Origin of the sequence: Acinetobacter lanii (assembly GCF_011578285.1) — a bacterium.
GTDB lineage: Bacteria > Pseudomonadota > Gammaproteobacteria > Pseudomonadales > Moraxellaceae > Acinetobacter > Acinetobacter lanii.
Map to the genome: position 1 here is coordinate 468,427 of NZ_CP049916.1, position 23,481 is coordinate 491,907.

The window sequence follows — 23,481 nt, forward strand, 5'->3', positions numbered from 1 at the left end:
GATTATGAAGAACAACTTGTGTGGATTTTTACTGGTTGATTGATCGAAATTATTTTCATTGATTGATGGTAGAAATTACTCGAAGTTTATTTGAGAAATATTTGTCAGAAAATTGATGAGCCAAGATTGGCGCCCTTTAAGGCGCTAAGCAATATTAAACTGAAGAGTTTGATCATGGCTCAGATTGAACGCTGGCGGCAGGCTTAACACATGCAAGTCGAGCGGATGAAAGTAGCTTGCTACTGGATTCAGCGGCGGACGGGTGAGTAATGCTTAGGAATCTGCCCATTAATGGGGGACAACAGTTGGAAACGACTGCTAATACCGCATACGCCCTACGGGGGAAAGCAGGGGATCTTCGGACCTTGCGTTAATGGATGAGCCTAAGTCGGATTAGCTAGTTGGTGGGGTAAAGGCCTACCAAGGCGACGATCTGTAGGGTCTGAGAGGATGATCCGCCACACTGGGACTGAGACACGGCCCAGACTCCTACGGGAGGCAGCAGTGGGGAATATTGGACAATGGGGGCAACCCTGATCCAGCCATGCCGCGTGTGTGAAGAAGGCCTTTTGGTTGTAAAGCACTTTAAGCGAGGAGGAGGCTACTTTGGTTAATACCCAGAGATAGTGGACGTTACTCGCAGAATAAGCACCGGCTAACTCTGTGCCAGCAGCCGCGGTAATACAGAGGGTGCGAGCGTTAATCGGATTTACTGGGCGTAAAGCGTGCGTAGGTGGCCAATTAAGTCAAATGTGAAATCCCCGAGCTTAACTTGGGAATTGCATTCGATACTGGTTGGCTAGAGTATGGGAGAGGATGGTAGAATTCCAGGTGTAGCGGTGAAATGCGTAGAGATCTGGAGGAATACCGATGGCGAAGGCAGCCATCTGGCCTAATACTGACACTGAGGTACGAAAGCATGGGAGCAAACAGGATTAGATACCCTGGTAGTCCATGCCGTAAACGATGTCTACTAGCCGTTGGGGTCTTTGAGACTTTAGTGGCGCAGCTAACGCGATAAGTAGACCGCCTGGGGAGTACGGTCGCAAGACTAAAACTCAAATGAATTGACGGGGGCCCGCACAAGCGGTGGAGCATGTGGTTTAATTCGATGCAACGCGAAGAACCTTACCTGGTCTTGACATACAGAGAACTTTCCAGAGATGGATTGGTGCCTTCGGGAACTCTGATACAGGTGCTGCATGGCTGTCGTCAGCTCGTGTCGTGAGATGTTGGGTTAAGTCCCGCAACGAGCGCAACCCTTTTCCTTATTTGCCAGCGGGTTAAGCCGGGAACTTTAAGGATACTGCCAGTGACAAACTGGAGGAAGGCGGGGACGACGTCAAGTCATCATGGCCCTTACGACCAGGGCTACACACGTGCTACAATGGTCGGTACAAAGGGTTGCTACCTAGCGATAGGATGCTAATCTCAAAAAGCCGATCGTAGTCCGGATTGGAGTCTGCAACTCGACTCCATGAAGTCGGAATCGCTAGTAATCGCGGATCAGAATGCCGCGGTGAATACGTTCCCGGGCCTTGTACACACCGCCCGTCACACCATGGGAGTTTGTTGCACCAGAAGTAGGTAGTCTAACCGCAAGGAGGACGCTTACCACGGTGTGGCCGATGACTGGGGTGAAGTCGTAACAAGGTAGCCGTAGGGGAACCTGCGGCTGGATCACCTCCTTAACGAAAGATTGACGATCGGTAAGAATCCACAACAAGTTGTTCTTCATGAAGATGTATCTGAGGGTCTGTAGCTCAGTTGGTTAGAGCACACGCTTGATAAGCGTGGGGTCACAAGTTCAAGTCTTGTCAGACCCACCACTATCTGACTAACGCAGTATGAAAATACTGAAGCGAACAGAACGTAAAGATATATCGAATCTATATGATAAGCTGGGGACTTAGCTTAGTTGGTAGAGCGCCTGCTTTGCACGCAGGAGGTCAGGAGTTCGACTCTCCTAGTCTCCACCAAATTTTAAGATCAGAAAAGCACTGCTTTTCCTTAAAATTTAAGCGAGAAGTTATACTTCGAGCACTGAGTAAGCGATCAGTTGGTTAGATTATAGAAATTAGTAAGAAATTGCGTATAATGCGCGTCTTGTTAACTTCTGTGATTTATCACAGTTGCTGCGATCCGATGAGGACGTAGACAATCATTAACAGAATATATTTGAGTTGAAATTAATTGTTTAACTCATCGAGAGAACGGTAGTTAGAGTTCAATAATTTATTATTGAGTACTAACAACTGTGATTGAAATGAGAACTAGCGAAATTAACTGAATCAAGCGTTTTGGTATATGAATCTAATTGAAGCTGTACTGTAGTTAAATCTACGAGACGCCAACTGTATGATCGAGCAATCGATCTGTTGCTAATCCTGCTTGTAAGGGTTAACGACTGTTTGGGGTTGTATAGTCAAGTAATTAAGTGCATGTGGTGGATGCCTTGGCAGTCAGAGGCGATGAAAGACGTAATAGCCTGCGATAAGCTCCGGGGAGGCGGCAAATATCCTGTGATCCGGAGATTTCTGAATGGGGAAACCCACTTACCATAAGGTAGGTATTGCAACATGAATACATAGTGTTGCAAGGCGAACGAGGGGAAGTGAAACATCTCAGTACCCTTAGGAAAAGAAATCAATTGAGATTCCCTTAGTAGCGGCGAGCGAACGGGGAAAAGCCCATTAAGTCATATCAGTTTTAGTGGAATGCTCTGGGAAGTGCAACCATAGTGGGTGATAGTCCTGTACACGAAAGGGCTGATATGATGATGTCGAGTAGGGCGAGGCACGTGAAACCTTGTCTGAATATGGGGGGACCATCCTCCAAGGCTAAATACTCCTGACTGACCGATAGTGAACCAGTACCGTGAGGGAAAGGCGAAAAGAACCCCTGTGAGGGGAGTGAAATAGATCCTGAAACCGCATGCATACAAGCAGTGGGAGCCGACTTGTTCGGTGACTGCGTACCTTTTGTATAATGGGTCAGCGACTTACATTCAGTAGCAAGGTTAACCGCATAGGGGAGCCGTAGAGAAATCGAGTCTTAATAGGGCGTTTAGTTGCTGGGTGTAGACCCGAAACCAGGCGATCTATCCATGAGCAGGTTGAAGGTTGGGTAACACTAACTGGAGGACCGAACCCACTGTCGTTGAAAAGCCAGGGATGACTTGTGGATAGGGGTGAAAGGCTAATCAAGCCTGGTGATAGCTGGTTCTCCCCGAAAGCTATTTAGGTAGCGCCTCGGACGAATACCATTGGGGGTAGAGCACTGTTTCGGCTAGGGGGTCATCCCGACTTACCAAACCGATGCAAACTCCGAATACCAATGAGTACTATCCGGGAGACAGACTGCGGGTGCTAACGTCCGTAGTCAAGAGGAAAACAATCCAGACCGCCAGCTAAGGCCCCAAAATTGTAGTTAAGTGGGAAACGATGTGGGAAGGCATAGACAGCTAGGAGGTTGGCTTAGAAGCAGCCACCCTTTAAAGAAAGCGTAATAGCTCACTAGTCGAGTCGGCCTGCGCGGAAGATGTAACGGGCTAAAACTACATGCCGAAGCTGCGGATTTGCAATTTATTGCAAGTGGTAGGGGAGCGTTCTGTAAGCCGATGAAGGTGGATTGAGAAGTCTGCTGGAGGTATCAGAAGTGCGAATGCTGACGTGAGTAACGACAAAACGAGTGAAAAACTCGTTCGCTGAAAGACCAAGGGTTCCAGTCCAACGTTAATCGGGGCTGGGTGAGTCGACCCCTAAGGCGAGGCCGAAAGGCGTAGTCGATGGGAAATTGGTTAATATTCCAATACTTCTGTGTAATGCGATGAGAGGACGGAGAAGGTTAAGTCAGCCTGGCGTTGGTTGTCCAGGTGAAAGACAGTAGGCATGCATCTTAGGCAAATCCGGGGTGCTCTATGCTGAGAGTTGATAGCAAGCTGTACTTGTACAGCGAAGTGGCTGATACCATACTTCCAGGAAAAGTCTCTAAGCTTCAGTTACACAGGAATCGTACCCGAAACCGACACAGGTGGTCAGGTCGAGTAGACCAAAGCGCTTGAGAGAACTCTGCTGAAGGAACTAGGCAAAATGGTACCGTAACTTCGGGAGAAGGTACGCTGCTTTTGGTGATGGAACTTGCTTCCTGAGCTGAGAGCAGCCACAGAAACCAGGCCCCTGCAACTGTTTATTAAAAACATAGCACTCTGCAAACACGAAAGTGGACGTATAGGGTGTGATGCCTGCCCGGTGCTGGAAGGTTAATTGATGGGGTTAGCGTAAGCGAAGCTCTTGATCGAAGCCCCAGTAAACGGCGGCCGTAACTATAACGGTCCTAAGGTAGCGAAATTCCTTGTCGGGTAAGTTCCGACCTGCACGAATGGCATAATGATGGGGGCGCTGTCTCCAGCAGAGACTCAGTGAAATCGAATTCGCCGTGAAGATGCGGTGTACCCGCGGCTAGACGGAAAGACCCCGTGAACCTTTACTGCAGCTTGACATTGAACTTTGATCTTACTTGTGTAGGATAGGTGGGAGGCTTTGAAACTAGGACGCCAGTTCTAGTGGAGCCAATCTTGAAATACCACCCTGGTAATATTGAGGTTCTAACTCTGCTCCATGATCTGGAGCGAGGACCATGTCTGGTGGGTAGTTTGACTGGGGCGGTCTCCTCCTAAAGAGTAACGGAGGAGTACGAAGGTGCGCTCAGCGTGGTCGGAAATCACGCGTAGAGTATAAAGGCAAAAGCGCGCTTAACTGCGAGACCCACAAGTCGAGCAGGTACGAAAGTAGGTCTTAGTGATCCGGTGGTTCTGTATGGAAGGGCCATCGCTCAACGGATAAAAGGTACTCTGGGGATAACAGGCTGATACCGCCCAAGAGTTCATATCGACGGCGGTGTTTGGCACCTCGATGTCGGCTCATCTCATCCTGGGGCTGAAGCAGGTCCCAAGGGTATGGCTGTTCGCCATTTAAAGAGGTACGCGAGCTGGGTTTAGAACGTCGTGAGACAGTTCGGTCCCTATCTACCGTGGGCGTTGGAAATTTGAGAGGATCTGCTCCTAGTACGAGAGGACCAGAGTGGACGAACCTCTGGTGTACCGGTTGTGACGCCAGTCGCATCGCCGGGTAGCTATGTTCGGAAGGGATAACCGCTGAAAGCATCTAAGCGGGAAGCCTACCTCAAGATTAGATTTCCCTAGGACTTTATGTCCTCTAAAGAGCCGTTGAAGACTACAACGTTGATAGGTTGGATGTGGAAGCATAGTGATATGTGAAGCTGACCAATACTAATTACTCGTGAGGCTTGACTATACAACACCCAAACAGTTGTTGTATAAAGCATCAATTGATTCGATATTCTACAAAACACCTTGATTTAGTGATCAAGCTAGTTAAACTAAGCAAACTTAATTCAATTCAAGTACTTCTGTTAATAACTTCTTTGACCAAGCAACGGCAATGAGAAACATCGTTTCGCAAGAAAGATGATTTCGATATAAGACCAAATGCAAAGTCACAACAGTTGTGCTGGCGACAATAGCAAGAGTGAACCACCTGATCCCTTCCCGAACTCAGAAGTGAAACCTCTTAGCGCTGATGGTAGTGTGGGGTTACCCATGTGAGAGTAAGTCATCGCCAGCTCATTATTCCTAAAAACACCCTGACTCTATCGAGCAGGGTGTTTTTTTATGCCGAAAAGAAAGTTGAAAAGCAAAATTTCGGTACGAATCGCAGAAATATATCAAATACAGTCATTAAAAAAGCCCCAACGTCCTGTTGGGGCTTTTTGTTATATTCCAATATTTCAACCAATAGTATCGAGCTGTCTTCGTGCATGTTTTAAAGCTGTACGTATTCCTTCTTCTAGAGTGGGGTGGTAAAAGGGCTTTTGCAAAATATCATCAATCCTCAGTTCTTCAGAAATCATCCAAGAGAGTAGATGAGCTAAATGTTCAGCAGATTCAACCAATAACTCTGCGCCCAATAACTTTCTTGTATTTATATCTACATACAGTTCTATAGCACCTTTATTTTTGCCTAATACAATCGCGCGTCCTTGCTTTTCATAATGAACTAAGCCTGTAATAAATTTAATATTTTGTTCTTTAAGTTGCTTATAACTTTGACCCACAGTCGCCATTTCAGGCGAACTAAACATAATACCAAGTGGCGTAAGTGTTTTTAGATTTTTAACCTCTGGATAATTTAAACAGTTGTTTACAGCAAGTTTACCTTCATGTGCCGCTTCATGTTGAATGGGCGTGTTAGTGAATGCATCACCCACGATGAAAATTGGTAAATCTGAAAGTTGTTTGGTTTGTTTATTAATCGGTAAACTTTCTACATCTTCAAAACTAGAATCGATATTTTTTAAATTTAAATTGCCTAAGTGAGTCGTTCGACCAGTGGCCAACAATAAATAATCGACCTTCAAATTTTTTTGCTGATGATCTTCAGTATAAGTAATTGAGACACTAGGGCCATCTCTTCTAACTTCATCGGGAAGGATTTCAAATTTAATATGGAGTTCTTTTGATATTAAATTCTGAGCTAAGACTTGTAGTTGTGGACTGCTTAAGCTACCAATTTTTCGACTTCGTGCAAAAACGGTAGTTTCTACTCCAAGACGTTGCATGGCTTGTGCCAATTCAATTGCAATCACGCCACTGCCTACAATAGCAAGCGATTTTGGGAGAGTTTCGAGTTCAAATACTTCATCTGAAGTAATCAGTTTATCTTTTAAAGTTTCTTTCCATTTGGGGTTAACAGCAGGTTTAGATCCTACAGCAATAATGAAAGATTTCGCTTGGTATTTGTTTCCATTGACTAAAACTGTATTTTTATCGATGAACGTAGCCCGACCAGAAATTTTATGTTGAGGATCCCAACTTTCAACATCCTTTAATGTGGCTCTAGTAAAGCGATCTCTTAAATCATGAACATGTTGCATGACTTTTGAAGTATCGATGGTCGCTTGAGTAATCAGAGAGACATTTTCTGCATGCTGTATATCATGCATACGATTGGCTGTTGAAATTAAGACTTTACTCGGCATACAACCCACTCTTGCACATGTCGTATCCCAAGGACCTTCGTTAATCATCAAAATATTCTTTGTTTTTTTTATGGCCTGTTTATACGCTGAAATTCCCGCAGTGCCTGCCCCAATAATAATGATGTCATACATCTAAATGAATCCTTTTATTGTGATTTTAATAGTGTGCACATAAAAATACCCTCATGATAGAGGGTATTTGTTGGCTTAAAGTTTTACTTAATATTTGTTAGTGTTCGAGTAATGGATTTATTATCTATTTGGAGCGTTAAATTATGCTTGTAATTTAAAGATACAGCCGAAGCTTTCTCTAAGAAGTTTAGAACATTTGGACCTGATAAATAAATACTTCCACTTATACTTTTAGTATTTGTTGATGGTGTTTGATTATCGATTCTCTGTCCTGTTACAGCACTTACATTCGGTAAGTCTAATATTTGAGATCCATCTGTATTAACAGTGAAAGATGAGGTTATTCGACCAGGTACTGAACCTACAGTGAGTGTTACTGGCTCAATATTTGGTGTTGCTGGATTATCATTGGTGATTACACTATAGCTTGAGTCTGCTTGAATAACGTAAAATTCTCCTTCTTTGTAGGTCGGATCATTATAAATATTAAAGCCACCTGTACTACCATCAGCGTCAGGAATATTCACAAAACGGATTTGCTCGGTTTGTTTTAAGCCCCAAGATTGTAAATATGGATAACCAAATTTTCCAGTGACAACGATGTTATTAAGATTTTTATCAGCATTTTGGTTTTCATAAATAATGACTGATGTTTCGCCAATGTAGCTTTCTAAACTTTCTTTAGGTTGTAAATTAGCTAAATCTGCAGCTTTTACATTAAAATTCCAATTAATATATTTATTACCCAATAAGTTTTTTAGTTTTTCTCCATGAATCACGTAGCATCCCTGAATAATTTTTTCTTGTAGGTCAGTAGCTTCACTTGCTGGAGTTTCATCACGGTCAGCATGGCAGTCTTCATAATAAATAAATTCAGTTTTATTTTCATTAAATTTTGAATGCACATCAATCGCAAGTTTTAAAATACCATTTCCAAAAGTATCTAAAGCATGGTCAATATATCCTTTTTGAGTAATTGAATTATTTATATCTAGTTCACCAAATAAAACCGAACCCTCCCTATGAATATGATCTTCAAAAAATTTAGTCTCATTGGTATCCGTTGTGGTTGAGTAATCGCCACTATCTGTTGTATTCTGTTTCTCATAATATCCATCACCTCCTCCACAAGCACTTATTAAGCTTGTTAGAGATAAGCATAAAACTAATTTTGAAAATTTCATTACTTCCCCTAGAAAATTCTTCTTTTGTTTAATCTGTTTATATTGTGTAAAGATAACATACATAAAAAATGGCGCAAAGTGCGCCATAATTTTTATCCGATGATTTTAAAGCCCTGAACCTACCATCACGGTTGCAGTAGGACGGACATTCATCGTACTACATGCCGAAAGTAGAACAAGACTGAAAAGTACAATTAACACTTTATTCATTCAATAAACCTAAAGATTTTGCTTGATTAAATAATACGGTAGAACGTGCACCCGATTTACATACTAAAAGTATAGGTTTCGGTAGGCTATTGTAATATTTAGCAAATTCTTCAGCATCTGTCTCAGTAATTTGACCTGAAATAACAGGTTGATAAATGAGACTGACATGTGCTTGTTCAGCAATCTCCCGAAGTTCATTGGCCGTGGTTAAATTTCCCGGCTCTTGATCAGGACGGTTCACAATGACCGATTTGAAGCCTTTGCCCATTAAGCTTTTAAACTTCTCCGTGGTCATTTGACCAGTCACGCTCACTTTCGGCGTTAAAGCTTTACTCAAGCTTGCTGTATCAGCAAATGACGTTGTTACTGAAAAACTAAAAACACAACACAAAATAAATTTGATCAGATGCTTAGTCATCCAATAAATCCATTTGCTTTGCCAATTGGTAGAGGTTGTTTGAGCGATTTCCGGTACGGCAGAACATCAGAACCGGTTTAGGCAATTCATTGAAGTGATTGGCAAAAGCGCGAACATCTACTTCAGTGATTTGACCTGCGACCACAGGTTGGTAAACATAATCTAAGCCTGCTGCACGTGCGGCTTCTTCAATTTGGACACTGGTTGGTTGGCTTGGACCACCTTCCATATCAGGACGGTTATTGATTACCGATTTAAAGCCTTTTTCAACCACCTGAGTGAGATGTTCAGGTCCGATTTGACCTGCGAAACCAACATTATCGCTCATTTTTTCACTCCCAAAATTTTGGCTTATGGATTTTACATTATCATAGCACTAAGCATTGTTTTGAGCTGAATCAGACTTTAAAAATTGAGTAAATATAAGTAAAAATAGCCAATTGATCTAGGGGTTAGTATTGATCAAAAGGATTAAATTCAGTGCTGTGATGATTGAAATTTAAATTTATCTGATCGAAGGGTTGGTATTGTCAAAACCAGCTCCATTACAATACTGAGATAAAACTATTTGAGAAATCATGATGATTATTGTCTGTCCATCGTGTGGTGCGAAAAATCGTGTACCTGAAGATAAACTAAATTCACAGCCAAATTGTGGTCAATGCCATGAGACATTGATTCCACTAGCACCCATTGAACTGAATGAACAAAATTTCAGTAACATGGTGACGCATAGTGATTTGCCTATTCTGATCGATCTTTGGGCAGAGTGGTGTGGACCGTGTAAAATGATGGCACCGCACTTTGCTGAAGTGGCCAAACATAATCCAAATGTGGTCTTTGCTAAGATTGATACCGAAGCCAATCCGCGCTTGAGCAGTGCCTTCAATGTACGCAGTATTCCGACTTTGGTTTTGATGAATAAAACAACAGAAGTTGCTAGAATAAGCGGTGCTTTACGTGCTAACCAATTACAAGAATGGTTAGACCAACAATTCAATGCTCATCGATAAAAGCCCGGAGTTAATGTGTCAGATTCTTATATAAAACCAGAAGGTACACTGTCTTTACAAACCATTGCGATGCCAGCAGACACCAACTGGAGTGGTGATGTATTTGGTGGTTGGATTGTGTCGCAAATGGATTTGGCAGGTGCGATTCACGCAGAGCGTTTTAGTAAAGGGCGTTGTGCAACCATCTCGATTAACCAAATGACATTTTTGGTTCCTGTAAAAGTCGGTGATGTGATCAGTTGCTACACCAAAATTTTAAAAGTCGGCAATACCTCGATTCAAATGCAAATTGAAGTCTGGGACAGTCATGACAGCTCACGTGATCCTATTCGTGTCACTGAAGGGGTATTTACCTTTGTTGCGGTGGATGTCAAAGGTGGCAAACGTGCCATTCCTGAAGATGTAAAACAGCAGTATTTGGCTTCTCAAGAGGCTTAATCTGTAGATTCACAAGCCTTATATGACCGCTTAGAATGAAATTTAAAATCCCAACCTTGTGTTGGGATTTTTTATAAAGAAGTTGATCTTAGAACATTGTATGGTTGTTTGCGGCTTTTTCAGGGACCGCTTGTTGAACATCCCAATGCTCAACAATTTTGCCATTTTCAACACGGAAAATATCAACGATTGCTGTGCCTTGATCCTTTGCATTTTCTTGGGAATGGACATGTAAAAAGACTAGATCTCCCTCAGCAACAGCACGTTTAATTACACTTTTGGCTTGTGGGTTTTCTTTAAAGTAGCCGCTAAAGTAATCGACAAAGGGTGCCTTACCATCAGGAACATGTGGATTGTGCTGAATGTATTGATTGCCAATATAACGATCTGCATAGGCTTGAACTTGATGCTTTAAGAAAACACCTTCATAAAAATCCGTCACAATCTGTTTATTTTGTTCCGCAGTAAATGATGTATTCGTGTTCTGATTATCGGCAGATGTTTCTTGATTGGTTAATTCGGAAGAAGCTACATTGGCTTGAGTCGTGCGATTTGAACTACATGCAGTGAGTAATGTGGTTACAGCAAGACCAGAAATTAAAACGGTATTACGAATAGAATATTTGATCAGGGAAGATAGCATGAAGGTGCCCAAGTTTAGTTTTTTTAGAAGGACTGATCTTGGGCGAAAATATGCTTAAAAACTGTTCAAAAAGTGTCAAATTGTGCACAGTTTTTGTATCTTTCATACTTACCTAAAGGTAAGTTTTAATTGGTTTTTTAGTCTTAATATGAGTTATTTTTTGAGTGATGCTTTAGATACCCAAGCCCACAGCATTTGGCATTGGATCGGTTCTTCACCCGATTCATCGGTCACGCTCACTTGAACCAAAGTTTCACCTTTGTCTGAATGTTGCATCTGTTGAATTTGTTCATCATTTAAAGTTGCAATAGCAGTCATTGCGCCTTTGCTGGGACGTTTAAAGTCGACATGTAGGCTCTTAATGAGGACGATTGAACTGTCAGGTACATTCATACCTGTGACAAAACCGGTTGCGGTTTCTGCCAGCAGTGCCATCGCGCAGGCATGCACTTGACCAATATGGTTCTGCATTGCTTTGTGATTTTCGATTTTGACCACCACTTTATTGCGCGTGACCTCTAAATAACGTAGCTTTGCAGAACCGACCATCGGAACGACACGGCCAAAGGCTTTACTCCATAAAGTACTTCGAATGCCTTGCGGAAATTTCGAAGTCGTTTTGACTAATTTAGATAAACGATTGCCTTGAGCCATAATCAAATCCTATGTTTATGTATAAGGACTTAGTCCTTAAAGTTGTTAAATTGCAGTGGTACACCAAATTGTTGTTCTTTTAAAAACGCCATAATTTGTTGCAAAGTATCGCGTTTTTTATCGGTCACACGAATTTTGTCACCTTGAATAGAAGATTGCGCTTTGATGCCGCTTTCTTTAATGGCTTTATTAATTTTTTTTGCGGTATCAGAGTCAAGACCATCTTTGAGTTTAATCACTTGAATCACATTTTTACCAGAAGCGGTCATTTTTTGTGGATCAAGTGCTTGGATATCGACTTTACGTTTAAAGAAGTGATTTTCCAGCATGCTATAGACTTGTTCACATTGGAAATCACTTTCAGTTGAGATTTTAATCTCTTTATTTTTTTCGCTAAGTTCAATTTTTACATCGTGACCACGGAAATCGAAACGGGTTGCAATTTCTTTTTCAGTATTTTGAACCGCATGGTTCACTTCAAAAATCTCTAATTCTGAAACAATATCGAAAGAAGGCATAGTTTAGACCTTTACAAAGGGAAAGAATATCTGAGATGCTAGGGATGTTTTCTTCATTTGCCAAGTGTTGTTTACATCAAAGGAGTGCACAATGATCCGTAAACAAGAAATTACAACATTTGAGTTCCCAGAAGGTGCAGTAATCTGGGATGTTCGTGACGCAAAAGCCTATGCAGAAGGCCATGTCAAAGGTGCTGTTAATCAGCCCATTGACGGGTTAAATGCTGATCTTTTGACTCAGGTGGATTCGGATCAGTCGATTTACATCTTATGTGGTGGTGGAAGTAAAGCGCCACGTGCAGCTGAAAAGTTAGAAGGTTTTGATAGCTCTCGTGACTATGTGGTTCTGATGGGAGGAACGCGCGCAGTACGTGATGCGGGCATTGCTTTAGAACAGGGATCATAAAAAATAAAAGCGCCGTCAGGCGCTTTTTTGTGGATGCCATATTTGCATCGTCGTTAATTTTCAGACAATCAAATAAGAAACTTTATTTCTCATCCGATTGTGGTTTTTGATAATAGGGTTTCTTTGGTTTGACTTTTTTAACAAAACGTCTTGGATTGATCTTTTTCAAAATATCGATCGACACAGGACTAAACTCATTCAGCATGTCAGATGCTAAAATTTCAGCACATAACGGTGCATATAAATACCCCTTAGAGCCTAAGCCTGACAGGGTATAAATTTCAGAATTTGTATCGAGTTGTCCCACCAATGGAAAATAATCCAAGCTTTGCGCACGGACGGAAGCTCGACCTTGCCACGTGTCTAAGGCAGGAAGTTGTTTGGCTTGCTCAGGGAAAACCAATTCAAACAGCTCATAGTTATGCTGATGATCTTCTAACAACACTTCATCATCAGCACGATGCGGAAAGAAAGATGCCCCTAAAATCAATTCTTGATCATTGATCTTTGCACAGTAGCCACCGTAGCTATGCGCGAGTTGAGCGTTAAAATCAGATGCTTGATAGTGCATCCAACTGACTTGTCCACGATTCGGTTTTAACGCAGGGTAATAATCGAAAAATTGTGGGCTATTCAGCGCACAGCAGACAACCACATGATCAACCACATCAATGCATTGATCATTCGCATAGAGCGCAACCCCCTCAGATGTTTGATCAATACGATCGATACCCAGCTGTTTAAAGTGAATCAGCGAATGAGCTAAAACTTCATCTTTAAAAAGCTCGGGTTTGACGGTTCCAGCTTGCTCAAAACATAAGGCATCATAGTTTGCCTCGATTTTTTGATCGTTGTTTATCTGTGAGCGATCTTTAAAACTAAAAACGCCGTCAGGATAGCCTTGCATCAATTTGAATGATTCTTCAGGCTGTTTCAGTACAAATTGATTCACTGCGACAGGATGAAAGGCTTTGAATTTTGGATAATGACTTAAGGCAAATTTCCAGCTCACCGTCATTAAGTGGTCATCAATTTTATCAATCGGATTTAACCGAGGGTTAAGTAATGCCAATGGATTACCTGATGCCCCTGAAATCGGCTCAGATTGATCGTAAATGCGCACTTGATGACTACGCAGTGCTACGGCATAGGCAGTGCTTAAACCGGCGATGCCTGCACCAATCACGGCGATCTTGCGTTGTGGGGCATTCGCGACTTTATATGAAGCATTGTTTGTTAAATTCGGTTGAATCGTATCCGAGTGTTCGACTTGATCCGACTCTAGTAATGCCCAAATCGCTTTGAGCATTTCTCGTTTATGACCGAAGCCTTTGGGGCGAGACGTTGTGATCCCGAGGTGTTCTAGCCCCCGTCTCAATTGACCTGCGACACTAAAGGATGAGAATGTTGTGCCGATCTCAGATAAACGAACCAGTTCGGTAAGGACATTGTTTTGCCACAATTCAGGATTGACAGCAGGTGCAAAGCCATCTAAAAACCAGGCATTGACCGCATGCTGTTTGGGTAATTGTTGTAGGTTTTCTAAGGCATCACCGAGCCATAAATCGATGGAGAAGCGTTCATGACTAAAATGAATCCGATGTCCGCCTGAAATAGGCATCGGGTACTGTGCAATCAATTGATCGGCTAGAGGTTTTAGTTCAGGCCATGCATTAAGGGCACGAATCAGATCAGCTTTGCTGAGCGGATGCTTTTCAAAACTTACGATATGTAAATGGCTGTGGTTATCAGGACGAGCCTGTTGCCACAGTTGCCATAAAGCCAAGACATTTAAACCCGTTCCAAAACCGATTTCACCGACACAGAAGTAGTCAAAATCTTTCAGTTGGGATAATCGAGCGCTTAAATCATTGCCCTCTAAATACACGTAACGAGATTCAAGTAATCCGTTGTCTTTAGAGAAATAAATATCACCAAAATGGCTGGAAATAGGAATTTCGATTCCATCAATGCATTGCCAAGTTAATTCAGCAGTTTGAATGGCTTTAGACAAGAGGGTAAACCTTTTGAAAATGAAAACAGAAGAGGAGTAAAAAATTGGATCGAGTCAGTGGCTTACCACTGACGACGACGTTTGGTGTAAATATAACTTGCGATCAGGAAACCAAAAAAAATGCCGACAGCAATGGTCGCTGCGCCATATAAGAACATCTGTGCGCTACGTTCACTTTGTAACACCTGCACTTGAACGCCTAAATTATCATTTTTCAATTGTAATTCTTGGTTCTGAGCCAAAGCATCTAAATTGGCTTTTTCCAGTTGCTGTAAACGTGTCGCTTGATCTTTAACGAGGGCTTTAACTTTGGCTTCAGCCGCTGCTTTTTGTTTGGCAATTTGTTCAGCAGTTAAAGGTTTATTGTCTTCAGCTGTAACCGGAGTTTGAGCATTGGCTGTGGTGGCTAAAGCGGTGGTCATCGCTGTTGCAGTTTGCACAATTGGATTGCCCAATGGCTGTGCACTAGCCGGCTTTTGAGCAGTTGCAACAGGTGCTACTGTGTTTTGTGGCGCTACGGATTGAGATGTAGTGTTTGGAGATGAAGTGTTTGCAGATGCAGCCCCTTGAGCAGGGACGGCTTCAACCGCCCATGCAGACGAGCACAGTAACGTGCTCAAGAAAAGTCCTTTGATGGCAAATTGCATCTTATTTTCCATTCGGTAGCGCTTTATTAAAGGGCTTAACATCAATATGCGAATAGATGCCTTCTTTTAAGAAGGGCTCTTCAGCTAACCATGCATCAAGTTCTTCACGGGTATCAAAATCTAAAATTAGGGTACTGCCATAAAAACCATGCTGTGGATTTTCACGATCGATTGGCATTGCACCGGCAACAATGACACGACCTTCAGCATCTAATTGTTCTAATCGAGCCAAATGTTGCGGACGAGTTGCTAAACGTTTTTCGACTGTACCCGGAGCGTCGGTACAGGTGATTACAAATAAAGCCATTTACTTTCTCTATTCTTTATAAGGGGCAGATTATTCTTCAGGCGACTTAAAGTGCTTACGCAGAATAATAAACTGAATAATAATAAAGGAAAACATCACGATCATGTCACCAAAAGCGGTGAATTCACCCCAATATTTTCCGTTGGCAAAGATAAACGCAAAGAAAATATGTAAGCAGGCCATGCCCACAAACATCAGTCCCCAAGACATATTTAATTTTTTCCAGCCTTGCTCAGTCAGTTCTAACACAGGGCCGAATAAACGCTTGATCAAAGGTTTACGTTCTTTACCAAAATACGGTGAAATAAAGAAAGCCGCAGCAAAGGCAAAATTCAAAATGGCTGCTTTTAGACGAATATAAAAATCGTCACTCAGCATTAAGGTAATCCCACCAAAAATCACCGTCATAAACAACACCAACCATTGTTGTTTATCCAAATGGAAACGCTGTCTGACAAACAATGCGCCGTAGACCACGAGCATGGAAATAATTAAGCCGGTCGTTGCCACTAAAATATTGTTGTTATCAACACCACCTGCAGAGCCAATCAATTGTAATAATGGATGTTCTGAATCTTTAGGATCGACTGTTTTATATAACCAAAAGAAAATTATGAGTGGCACAAAGTCTAAAAGTGCTTTCATGTTAAAGTATCTATTCTGTTCAGGTGAATGGGTAGTATAAAAGATGCAAGGCGTAGATTTACACACACATAGCAATATTTCTGATGGGACTTATACCCCAGAATTATTGGTTCAGGCTGCCCTTGAAAAAGGGATTCACACACTTGCATTGACTGACCACGATAGCATGGATGGATTGGCTTTAGCGGAAAAAATTGCAAATAATCAGCCGATTCAGATTATTTCTGGGGTCGAGATTTCAAGCCAATGGTCAAGACCTTCGACCAACAAGACTTACGGCGTGCATATCGTGGCACTCAATATGCAAAATATGCAGCCATTACAACAACTTTTGCAAGAACAAAAGCGTATTCGTGCCCAACGTGCGATTCAAATTTGTCAGTTACTCGAACCCCTCATTCAGATGGATATTTATCCCGATGTGGTGGCAAAGGTAGAGGGTGAGCCGGATCGAATTACTCGAACCCATATCGCCAAAACCTTAGTAGAAAAGGGCATCGTGGCACGTCCACAACAGGCGTTTGATAAATATATCAAAGAGGGTAAAAAAGCCTATGTGAAATTTGATGGTTTAGGTTTGGCTGAAACCATTCAAGTGATTCACGAAAGCCAAGGCTTTGCCGTCCTTGCCCATCCAACTCGCTATGATCTTTCTGCGACCAATGTGCGTTATTTAATTGAGCGCTTCGCACAACATGGCGGAGATGCGGTTGAGCTTCCCCCTGCAATTGAACCTGCTTCGACCCGTCAAATGGTCGATCGGATGATTGAACAGTGTAATTTAAAAGTCTCGGTGGGCAGTGATTTTCATGGTGATAACATGCCATGGATTAAGCTGGGCAATATTCCCACCTTAAAACAAGGGCAAGTCGGGATTTGGGAAAGCTTCGTTTAGTTCTATTTTAAAAGCTCGAGCTTAGCTTTTACTTTTAGCAGCGCATGCCTCCCTTGGATCAGAGAGGTCATGCAAGCCATAACCAAACTGTATAAACCAAAGATGGTTATAAAAGATTGTGATCCATCGCTTGAATCGGTGGCGGTGTCGGTTTACCCAAAGTCCCTAATAATTCAATTTCAATGGTTCTGACCATGGAGTCTAAAGGTAAGTCATTACTTTGCGTACCAAAAGGCTCTTCAATTTCGGAACTTAAGGCATCGAGTCCCAAAAAGGTATACGCCAAAATACCGACCATAAGGGGTGTCGCTAAACCCAACACTGAGCCTAAGCTAAACGGCAACATAAAGCAGAAAAAATACACGGTACGATTGAGTAGTACTGAATATGCAAAGGGCAAAGGCGTAGTGGCGATACGGTCACAGCCGGTTTGTACTAGGCTGAGTTCAGTCACATGCTGATTCATTTGCATATAAACGATGTCAGAAATTTCCCCTTCTTTCAGCGCTGACATCAGCTCCCAATGGATGAGACTCAGGGTGTATTGCGGGGCATTGGTTTGTTGATACAACTGGGTCAACGCCTGCTGACTGAGTCCACTGGTTTCTAACATCGCATCGGGTGAATGAGTTTGATGACGCAAACGATCTCGCAGTACATTGGCAAATACAATCACATGCTGAATCACACGCTCACGACGACCTTGCGGCAGAATACGGCAGTCACGGTCAAAATGACGTGCATTGGCAATCAGCATACCCCATAGCTTACGGGCTTCCCACCAACGGTCATAACAGGCACTATTTTTAAAGCCTAAAAACAGTGACAGCACCACCCCAATCAGGGTAAAGCCGACCAATGGAATTTCTGGAAAACGATAGAGGTCAATATACTCAATTCCTCCGACCACAGCGGAGAGCAACATCACCAAGCCTAAAGGCGGAAGAACTTTAGGTAGAATTGTGCCACGCCATGAAAATAATAGTTTTAGCGTATCGTTTTGATCACGGACAATCATGGAATTAGGGTCTGTATTTTTTTATGATCTTCATCGCTTGACGGTTGCTTGTCAATGCAAAATTTCAATTCAGCGCATAGATGTTTAAATTGTGAATTTATCCTATTTTTTTGAGAAGTTGATGCTCTGCAAATGAAAAACTTTGTTCGCTTGAAATGATTAAATGATCAAGCAGGCGAATTTCTAAAAGTTGACAGGCTTGTTGTATTTCTAAGGTCAGTTGCTTGTCTTCAATCGAGGGTTCAGCGATACCTTTGGGATGGTTATGCGCAATCACAATGGCGGTAGCATGATGATGAATCGCATGTCGAATTAACTGATTGATCGAAATATTGCAGTAGTTGGTCGAGCCATAGAATAGTTTCTTAAAATTAATTTTGCGTAGCTGTGCATCCAAACACAATACCGCAAACACTTCCTGCGTTTCGCCGAGCAATTCATATCGTAAATAGTCTCGAATCAGATCCGAACGACTCAAATCCGCCCCTTGTTGTAGATGATGGCGTAAGTAGCGCCGTCCAAGTTCTTTTACTGCCATCAGCTGAGAATATTTGGTGTCGCCAATGCCATGAAATTGTCTTAAATCTGATAGTGAAGCATCAAAAATAGCAGACAAATTGCCAAAGTGTTGAATCAAAATCCGAGCAAGTTCGACGGCTGAATGTTGCTGTGAGCCTGAGCGTAAAAAGATCGCAAGCAGCTCGGCATCAGACAGACTTGAAGCGCCTTGTAGCAGTAAGCGCTCTCTTGGGCGCTCTTGTTCGGGCCACTGCTTAATTGAATTATTCATTATTATTCACTGTATTAATTTGATTTATTTTAGGAGACTTTTCATATTTCCCAAGTCGACAGCTTGGGTGCAAGATTATTTAATGCTATTGTGAGCGCCACTGCAACAGAAAGGTAGCCTGATCGTGAGTTTCGATCTCAGTGTGTTTTCCAATAAAAATATTATTCTTGCTGTCACCGGTGGTATTGCTGCCTATAAAAGTGCGATTTTGGTTCGCCGACTCAAAGATTACGGTTTCAATGTCCGTGTGGTCATGACTAAAGGCGCGCAAGCCTTCATTACACCGCTGACCTTTCAAGCCTTATCGGGCAACCCCGTTCATTCAGAATTATTAGATCCCGAAGCGGAAGCGGGTATGGGACATATTGAATTGGCTCGTTGGGCAGACTTGGTTCTCGTCGCACCCGCCAGTTGTGACACCCTTGCAAAATTTGCTGCAGGCTTGGCAGACGATTTACTCAGTACCTTATATTTAGCGACCAAAGCCCCGGTTTGGGTCGCACCTGCCATGAATCAGCAAATGTGGGCAGCCAAACCAACACAGCGTAATTTAAACACCTTGGTGGAAGATGGCGTGCATGTGATCATGCCGGAAGCCGGTTCACAAGCTTGTGGTGATGTCGGTTTAGGACGTATGCCTGAACCTGAAGATTTGGCTGAACAAGTCCGTGAGTATTTCCATAAAGCACAACGTGCGATTGCGGAAAAATTTGGTCTATTGGCGGGTAAGAAAGTCACCATTACCGCAGGGCCAACACGAGAAGCGATTGACCCTGTACGTTATATTTCTAACCACAGTACCGGAAAAATGGGTTTTGCTTTGGCGGCAGCGTGTTATAGCGCAGGGGCAAAAGTTACACTCATTGCAGGACCTGTCAGTCTAGATACCCCGAATGGCGTCGAGCGTAAGAATGTGTCATCTGCGATGCAAATGTTGGATTTGAGTATGCAACAGCTGTATGATGGCTGTGATATCTTTATTGCGACTGCTGCGGTAGCGGATTACCGTGTCGCTGAAGTGTCTGAGCATAAAATCAAAAAAGCAGGTGATGAGCTTGCCGTATCTTTAGTGAAAAACCCCGATATTGTGGCGACCATTGCTCAGCAAAAACAACGCCCATTTATGGTCGGTTTTGCCGCTGAAACGCGTAATGTTGAAGAATATGCAGCAGGTAAGTTAGTGGCGAAAAAACTCGATATGATTGCCTGCAATGATGTATCCCGTGCGGATATTGGTTTTGCATCGGATCAAAATGCCATGACCGTATTCTTTGCCGATCGTTACGAGATGGAAAAACGTGATTTAGAAAAGGCTTCTAAGCAAGAGATTGCACAGCAGTTGGTTGAAGCGATTCATGATGCTTTAGAACAACAGCAACCTGTGGTCTAAATGACAGGGCATAAAATGTAAAAAAGACCGCAGATGCGGTCTTTTTTGATTTTCAAACTTAAAAACTTAAGCTTGACCTTCCGCTGCAGCAGCTTGCGCACGTTGCATATTGGCTTCAAATTCAGCATCGAAGTTAATCGGTGTAAGAAGCAATTGTGGGAAGCTACCTTTAGTCACAAGATCATTCACCGCTTCACGTAGGAATGGGAACAAAATGTTCGGGCAGTAAGCGCCGAGAATGTAAGGAAGACGTTCTTCTTCAACGCCATCAACCAAGAAAATACCTGATTGAGTCACGTCTACGATAAATGCAGTTTCGCCTGCATTATTGGCTTGAACAACCACTTTTAAAGACACTTCAAAATGGGTTGGGTCTACTTTTTCAGCAGCAGATGACAAGTTAATGTTTAATTCAGGTTGCCATTCTTTCGTGAAAACGCTCGCCCCAGGCACTTCAAAAGAAATATCTTTAGTATAAATACGTTCTAACGCGAGTTGTGGTTGAACTTGTTGTTCTTCACTCATTCTATAATCCTTCGTAAACGAGATGGTGTAACTAAATTATTGTACGGATAGCTTAAGCAAGTAATTCGTCGAGTTTGCCTTCACGCTCTAAAGCATAAAGTTGGTCGAAACCACCGATGAATTGATCTTTGATAAAAATTTGCGGCACAGTACGGTGATTGGTACGTTGCATTAACTCGATACGCACTTCAGGTGCTTCTTGAGACAAATTCACTTCTTTATATGCAATGCCTTTACGTTCAAGTAGTTGCTTCGCACGAACGCAGTATGGGCAAACAGATGTTGAATAAACAGTGACTTGAGCTGTCATGTTTCAGACTCCTAAGTTAAGCTTTTTTGCTTTTAACCAATGGTAAGCCTTGGGCTTTCCAGTTACTCACACCGCCATCTAAACGATAGCTATCTGTATGACCGACTTGTTGTAAAGCACTACCTGCCACTTGACCCAAGTTGCAAATAAACACTAAAGGACGATCAGCTGATTTTAATTCTTCAAGATGAGTCGACAATTGGCTGTAAGGAATATTACGGCTACCACTGATGTGACCTTCACGGAAATCTTTCCCGTCACGAAGATCGATCAACATTGCATTTTTAGCTTTAACCAAAATACCGAGCGACTGTGGTGAAATTTTACGACCATTGCGTTGTCCTTCAAATACAAAGAACAGAACGATTAATGCACCTAAAATTGCAAACAAGAAGGGGTGATTCCCCATAAATTCCAACCAACGTTCCACAAATCACCTAATGACAAATTAAAAACTGCGTAGAGTATAGCGTATATATATGGTGATCAAAATCACCGCTTCAAGGCTTCGGATAAAGAAAACTAATTTTTTTGTTGCGCCTCAGTGATCTCCGCAATTAAGCGTAAATAACTGTCTAAACGACGCGATAAAATTTTACCTTCATCGACTGCCTGTTTAATCGCACATTGCTTTTCATGGGTATGGGTACAGTTACGATACTGACAATGCCCAATATAATCCGCAATTTCAGGAAAACCTTGATCAATCTTGTCTAAATCAAGATGCCACAGACCAAATTCACGAATCCCTGGAGAGTCAATCAGAGCGCCATTTTCACCAAAACCGATTAAACGAGTCGAGGTGGTGGTGTGTTGACCCAAGGCAGAGTTGTCTGAAATCACATTGGTTTTCTGCGCGGCATCTGGAACGATGGCATTAATCAGGGTGCTTTTACCTACCCCAGATTGACCCACAAAAGCCACGGTTTCATTGTCCAAACGCTGTTTCAGTTCAGTCAAATCACCATTCGACTGCGTCAACATAAATTCATAACCCAAGGCACGGTATTCTTCGACTAATTTCAGTCGAGTATCCTCTTCACCCTGAAGTAAATCGCATTTATTCAGGACCAACAAAGCCGGAATTTTGGCATCTTCACAAGCCACCAAATAACGGTCGATCAGGGTCGGTGCAGGCTCAGGCAAAGGGGCAATCACGATCACGATCAAGCTGATATTGGCTGCCACAGGTTTAACTTTGTGATAGCGGTCAGGGCGGGTCAGCAGTGAACGACGAGGGTGAATCGCGGTGATAATCCCCAAACCTGTGTTGGGATCCGCTTGCCATTTCACCCGGTCACCAGTGACCAAAAGTTCTAAATTGGTACGGGTATGACAGCGCCAAACACTGCCAACGTCAATCGGTTTCCAAAAAGATTCAGGCTCGCCCGCTTTGGTTTCGGGACGAATAGGGTGATCTTGAGGGACAGAAAGGGCTTGTACTTCGAGTTGTCGACCATAATGTTGAACGACCAGACCTTCTAAGTCATCAGAAGTATCGAGATCTTCTTGACGTGTTTGATGTTGCTTCTGAATGCGGCGTTGCTGCTGTTCAGTTAAACGACGTTTACGAATTAAAGCCATTCATAACCTGATAAAACCATAACAATTGGATGGCAAAAATAGCATGACCCGCTATGGAATTACAGCATCGAGGCGATTAATTTGCTATTCTTCTTCTTTTAATCGTCCAATAAGATTGCACAAGTATGAGCAGCACACCCGACACCCGCTTGATTTGGATTGACCTTGAAATGACAGGTCTAGACACTGACAATGACAAGATCATTGAAATTGCGACCATTGTCACTGATGATAATTTAAATATTCTCGCTGAAGGTCCTGTATTGGCCATTCATCAATCTGACATTATTTTAAATGCGATGGATGAATGGAATACACGCCAACATGGTCAATCTGGTCTGATCGAACGTGTGCGCCGGAGTAAATTAACCGCGCAAGATGCTGAACAACAAACCATTGAGTTTTTGAAGAAGTGGGTCAATCCAAAATCTTCACCGATGTGTGGTAATTCGATCTGCCAAGATCGCCGTTTCATGCATCGTTTAATGCCTGAATTGGAACAATTCTTCCATTACCGTAACCTTGATGTGTCTTCAGTGAAAGAGTTGGCAAAACGCTGGCGTCCTGAAATCATGAGCGGTTTGAAAAAGAATGCCTCACATTTAGCGATGGATGATATCCGTGATTCAATCGCTGAATTGAAATACTACCGTCAGTATTTCTTTATTTCGAATAACTAGG

At 42.6% G+C, this 23,481-nt stretch carries 24 protein-coding genes, 2 tRNA genes and 3 rRNA genes; 11 read left to right on the forward strand and 18 right to left on the reverse strand.

The genetic code is table 11. From position 1 onward, the window contains the following. Nucleotides 1–156 precede the first annotated feature (156 nt). From G8D99_RS02205 to rrf, 5 genes are all read left to right on the forward strand, one after another. Nucleotides 157–1,691, forward strand: a 16S ribosomal RNA gene (locus G8D99_RS02205). Between the two features lie 61 nt (nucleotides 1,692–1,752). Next, a tRNA-Ile gene (locus tag G8D99_RS02210) sits at nucleotides 1,753–1,829 on the forward strand. Nucleotides 1,830–1,903: 74 nt separating this feature from the next. After that, nucleotides 1,904–1,979 (forward strand) — tRNA-Ala (locus G8D99_RS02215). Between the two features lie 444 nt (nucleotides 1,980–2,423). Then, nucleotides 2,424–5,315 (forward strand): 23S ribosomal RNA (locus G8D99_RS02220). Nucleotides 5,316–5,530: 215 nt separating this feature from the next. Further along, a 5S ribosomal RNA gene (gene rrf, locus G8D99_RS02225) occupies nucleotides 5,531–5,645 on the forward strand. The 16S, 23S and 5S rRNA genes sit together here with 2 tRNA genes alongside, the layout of an rRNA operon. A 163-nt stretch (nucleotides 5,646–5,808) precedes the next feature. On the opposite strand, the gene G8D99_RS02230 is transcribed toward rrf, so the two are convergent. The 5 genes from G8D99_RS02230 to G8D99_RS02250 all read right to left on the reverse strand — a co-directional run bounded on the left by G8D99_RS02230 (nucleotide 5,809) and on the right by G8D99_RS02250 (nucleotide 9,331). Continuing rightward, the gene (locus tag G8D99_RS02230; protein ID WP_166322192.1) at nucleotides 5,809–7,191 is read right to left on the reverse strand and encodes a dihydrolipoyl dehydrogenase; all 1,383 of its coding nucleotides are present in this window, start codon (nucleotides 7,189–7,191) and stop codon (nucleotides 5,809–5,811) included. Nucleotides 7,192–7,274: 83 nt separating this feature from the next. Beyond that, nucleotides 7,275–8,462 carry a hypothetical protein gene (locus G8D99_RS02235; protein WP_166322194.1) on the reverse strand — a complete coding sequence of 396 codons (1,188 nt, stop codon included), beginning with the start codon at nucleotides 8,460–8,462 and terminating at the stop codon, nucleotides 7,275–7,277. Between the two features lie 18 nt (nucleotides 8,463–8,480). Next, nucleotides 8,481–8,585, reverse strand: a complete 105-nt coding sequence (locus G8D99_RS15860; protein ID WP_166322196.1) for a lipoprotein — start codon at nucleotides 8,583–8,585, stop codon at nucleotides 8,481–8,483. Then, complete coding sequence (locus G8D99_RS02245; protein WP_166322198.1) at nucleotides 8,578–9,003, reverse strand: beta-lactamase hydrolase domain-containing protein; 426 nt, start codon at nucleotides 9,001–9,003, stop codon at nucleotides 8,578–8,580. The genes G8D99_RS15860 and G8D99_RS02245 overlap by 8 nt, the downstream gene beginning before the upstream one ends. Then, complete coding sequence (locus G8D99_RS02250) at nucleotides 8,996–9,331, reverse strand: TIGR01244 family sulfur transferase (RefSeq protein WP_166322200.1); 336 nt, start codon at nucleotides 9,329–9,331, stop codon at nucleotides 8,996–8,998. Before G8D99_RS02250 ends, G8D99_RS02245 begins: the two co-directional genes overlap by 8 nt. 253 nt (nucleotides 9,332–9,584) lie before the next feature. Here G8D99_RS02250 and trxC point away from each other — a divergent pair, with 253 nt between their 5' ends. After that, complete coding sequence (gene trxC, locus G8D99_RS02255; RefSeq protein ID WP_166327464.1) at nucleotides 9,585–10,016, forward strand: thioredoxin TrxC; 432 nt, start codon at nucleotides 9,585–9,587, stop codon at nucleotides 10,014–10,016. A 15-nt stretch (nucleotides 10,017–10,031) separates the two neighbouring features. Then, nucleotides 10,032–10,454: an acyl-CoA thioesterase gene (locus G8D99_RS02260; RefSeq protein ID WP_166322202.1), complete on the forward strand. Its 423-nt coding sequence runs from the start codon at nucleotides 10,032–10,034 to the stop codon at nucleotides 10,452–10,454. Between the two features lie 88 nt (nucleotides 10,455–10,542). Here the strand turns inward: G8D99_RS02260 and G8D99_RS02265 are convergent, their stop codons facing one another. From G8D99_RS02265 to G8D99_RS02275, 3 genes are all read right to left on the reverse strand, one after another. After that, nucleotides 10,543–11,097, reverse strand: coding sequence for a nuclear transport factor 2 family protein (locus G8D99_RS02265; protein ID WP_166322204.1), 555 nt, complete (start codon nucleotides 11,095–11,097; stop codon nucleotides 10,543–10,545). A 153-nt stretch (nucleotides 11,098–11,250) separates the two neighbouring features. Then, the gene (locus G8D99_RS02270) at nucleotides 11,251–11,751 is read right to left on the reverse strand and encodes a DUF4442 domain-containing protein (protein ID WP_166322206.1); all 501 of its coding nucleotides are present in this window, start codon (nucleotides 11,749–11,751) and stop codon (nucleotides 11,251–11,253) included. A 29-nt stretch (nucleotides 11,752–11,780) separates the two neighbouring features. Then, nucleotides 11,781–12,269, reverse strand: a complete 489-nt coding sequence (locus tag G8D99_RS02275; protein ID WP_166322208.1) for a YajQ family cyclic di-GMP-binding protein — start codon at nucleotides 12,267–12,269, stop codon at nucleotides 11,781–11,783. Between the two features lie 91 nt (nucleotides 12,270–12,360). On the opposite strand from G8D99_RS02275, the gene G8D99_RS02280 reads away from it, so the two are divergent. After that, a complete protein-coding gene (locus G8D99_RS02280; RefSeq protein ID WP_166322210.1) occupies nucleotides 12,361–12,675 on the forward strand; it encodes a rhodanese-like domain-containing protein in 315 nt (104 codons plus the stop codon). An 82-nt stretch (nucleotides 12,676–12,757) separates the two neighbouring features. Here the strand turns inward: G8D99_RS02280 and mnmC are convergent, their stop codons facing one another. The 4 genes from mnmC to G8D99_RS02300 all read right to left on the reverse strand — a co-directional run bounded on the left by mnmC (nucleotide 12,758) and on the right by G8D99_RS02300 (nucleotide 16,288). After that, nucleotides 12,758–14,689: an FAD-dependent 5-carboxymethylaminomethyl-2-thiouridine(34) oxidoreductase MnmC gene (gene mnmC, locus G8D99_RS02285; RefSeq protein ID WP_166322212.1), complete on the reverse strand. Its 1,932-nt coding sequence runs from the start codon at nucleotides 14,687–14,689 to the stop codon at nucleotides 12,758–12,760. 62 nt (nucleotides 14,690–14,751) lie between these two features. After that, complete coding sequence (locus tag G8D99_RS02290; RefSeq protein ID WP_166322214.1) at nucleotides 14,752–15,336, reverse strand: hypothetical protein; 585 nt, start codon at nucleotides 15,334–15,336, stop codon at nucleotides 14,752–14,754. A 1-nt stretch (nucleotide 15,337) separates the two neighbouring features. Next, nucleotides 15,338–15,643: a YciI family protein gene (locus tag G8D99_RS02295; RefSeq protein WP_166322216.1), complete on the reverse strand. Its 306-nt coding sequence runs from the start codon at nucleotides 15,641–15,643 to the stop codon at nucleotides 15,338–15,340. Between the two features lie 30 nt (nucleotides 15,644–15,673). Continuing rightward, the gene (locus tag G8D99_RS02300) at nucleotides 15,674–16,288 is read right to left on the reverse strand and encodes a septation protein IspZ (protein WP_166322218.1); all 615 of its coding nucleotides are present in this window, start codon (nucleotides 16,286–16,288) and stop codon (nucleotides 15,674–15,676) included. 43 nt (nucleotides 16,289–16,331) lie between these two features. Between G8D99_RS02300 and G8D99_RS02305 the strand changes: the two genes are divergently transcribed. Beyond that, nucleotides 16,332–17,183, forward strand: coding sequence for a PHP domain-containing protein (locus G8D99_RS02305; protein ID WP_166322220.1), 852 nt, complete (start codon nucleotides 16,332–16,334; stop codon nucleotides 17,181–17,183). Nucleotides 17,184–17,289: 106 nt separating this feature from the next. On the opposite strand, the gene G8D99_RS02310 is transcribed toward G8D99_RS02305, so the two are convergent. Together G8D99_RS02310 and radC are read right to left on the reverse strand one after the other, a co-directional pair. Next, nucleotides 17,290–18,201, reverse strand: a complete 912-nt coding sequence (locus tag G8D99_RS02310; protein ID WP_166322222.1) for a bestrophin family protein — start codon at nucleotides 18,199–18,201, stop codon at nucleotides 17,290–17,292. A 97-nt stretch (nucleotides 18,202–18,298) separates the two neighbouring features. Further along, a complete protein-coding gene (gene radC, locus G8D99_RS02315) occupies nucleotides 18,299–18,991 on the reverse strand; it encodes a RadC family protein (protein ID WP_166322224.1) in 693 nt (230 codons plus the stop codon). Nucleotides 18,992–19,115: 124 nt separating this feature from the next. Between radC and coaBC the strand changes: the two genes are divergently transcribed. Continuing rightward, nucleotides 19,116–20,381, forward strand: coding sequence for a bifunctional phosphopantothenoylcysteine decarboxylase/phosphopantothenate--cysteine ligase CoaBC (gene coaBC / locus G8D99_RS02320; RefSeq protein ID WP_166322226.1), 1,266 nt, complete (start codon nucleotides 19,116–19,118; stop codon nucleotides 20,379–20,381). A gap of 66 nt (nucleotides 20,382–20,447) precedes the next feature. Here the strand turns inward: coaBC and secB are convergent, their stop codons facing one another. From secB to rsgA, 4 genes are all read right to left on the reverse strand, one after another. Then, nucleotides 20,448–20,906: a protein-export chaperone SecB gene (secB, locus tag G8D99_RS02325; RefSeq protein ID WP_166322228.1), complete on the reverse strand. Its 459-nt coding sequence runs from the start codon at nucleotides 20,904–20,906 to the stop codon at nucleotides 20,448–20,450. 52 nt (nucleotides 20,907–20,958) lie between these two features. Continuing rightward, nucleotides 20,959–21,216, reverse strand: coding sequence for a glutaredoxin 3 (gene grxC, locus G8D99_RS02330; RefSeq protein WP_166322230.1), 258 nt, complete (start codon nucleotides 21,214–21,216; stop codon nucleotides 20,959–20,961). A 16-nt stretch (nucleotides 21,217–21,232) separates the two neighbouring features. After that, complete coding sequence (locus tag G8D99_RS02335; protein ID WP_166322232.1) at nucleotides 21,233–21,646, reverse strand: rhodanese-like domain-containing protein; 414 nt, start codon at nucleotides 21,644–21,646, stop codon at nucleotides 21,233–21,235. Between the two features lie 92 nt (nucleotides 21,647–21,738). After that, complete coding sequence (gene rsgA, locus G8D99_RS02340) at nucleotides 21,739–22,800, reverse strand: small ribosomal subunit biogenesis GTPase RsgA (protein ID WP_166322234.1); 1,062 nt, start codon at nucleotides 22,798–22,800, stop codon at nucleotides 21,739–21,741. 125 nt (nucleotides 22,801–22,925) lie between these two features. Here rsgA and orn point away from each other — a divergent pair, with 125 nt between their 5' ends. Then, nucleotides 22,926–23,480, forward strand: coding sequence for an oligoribonuclease (gene orn, locus G8D99_RS02345; RefSeq protein WP_166322236.1), 555 nt, complete (start codon nucleotides 22,926–22,928; stop codon nucleotides 23,478–23,480). The last annotated feature ends 1 nt before the right edge of the window (nucleotide 23,481 follow it).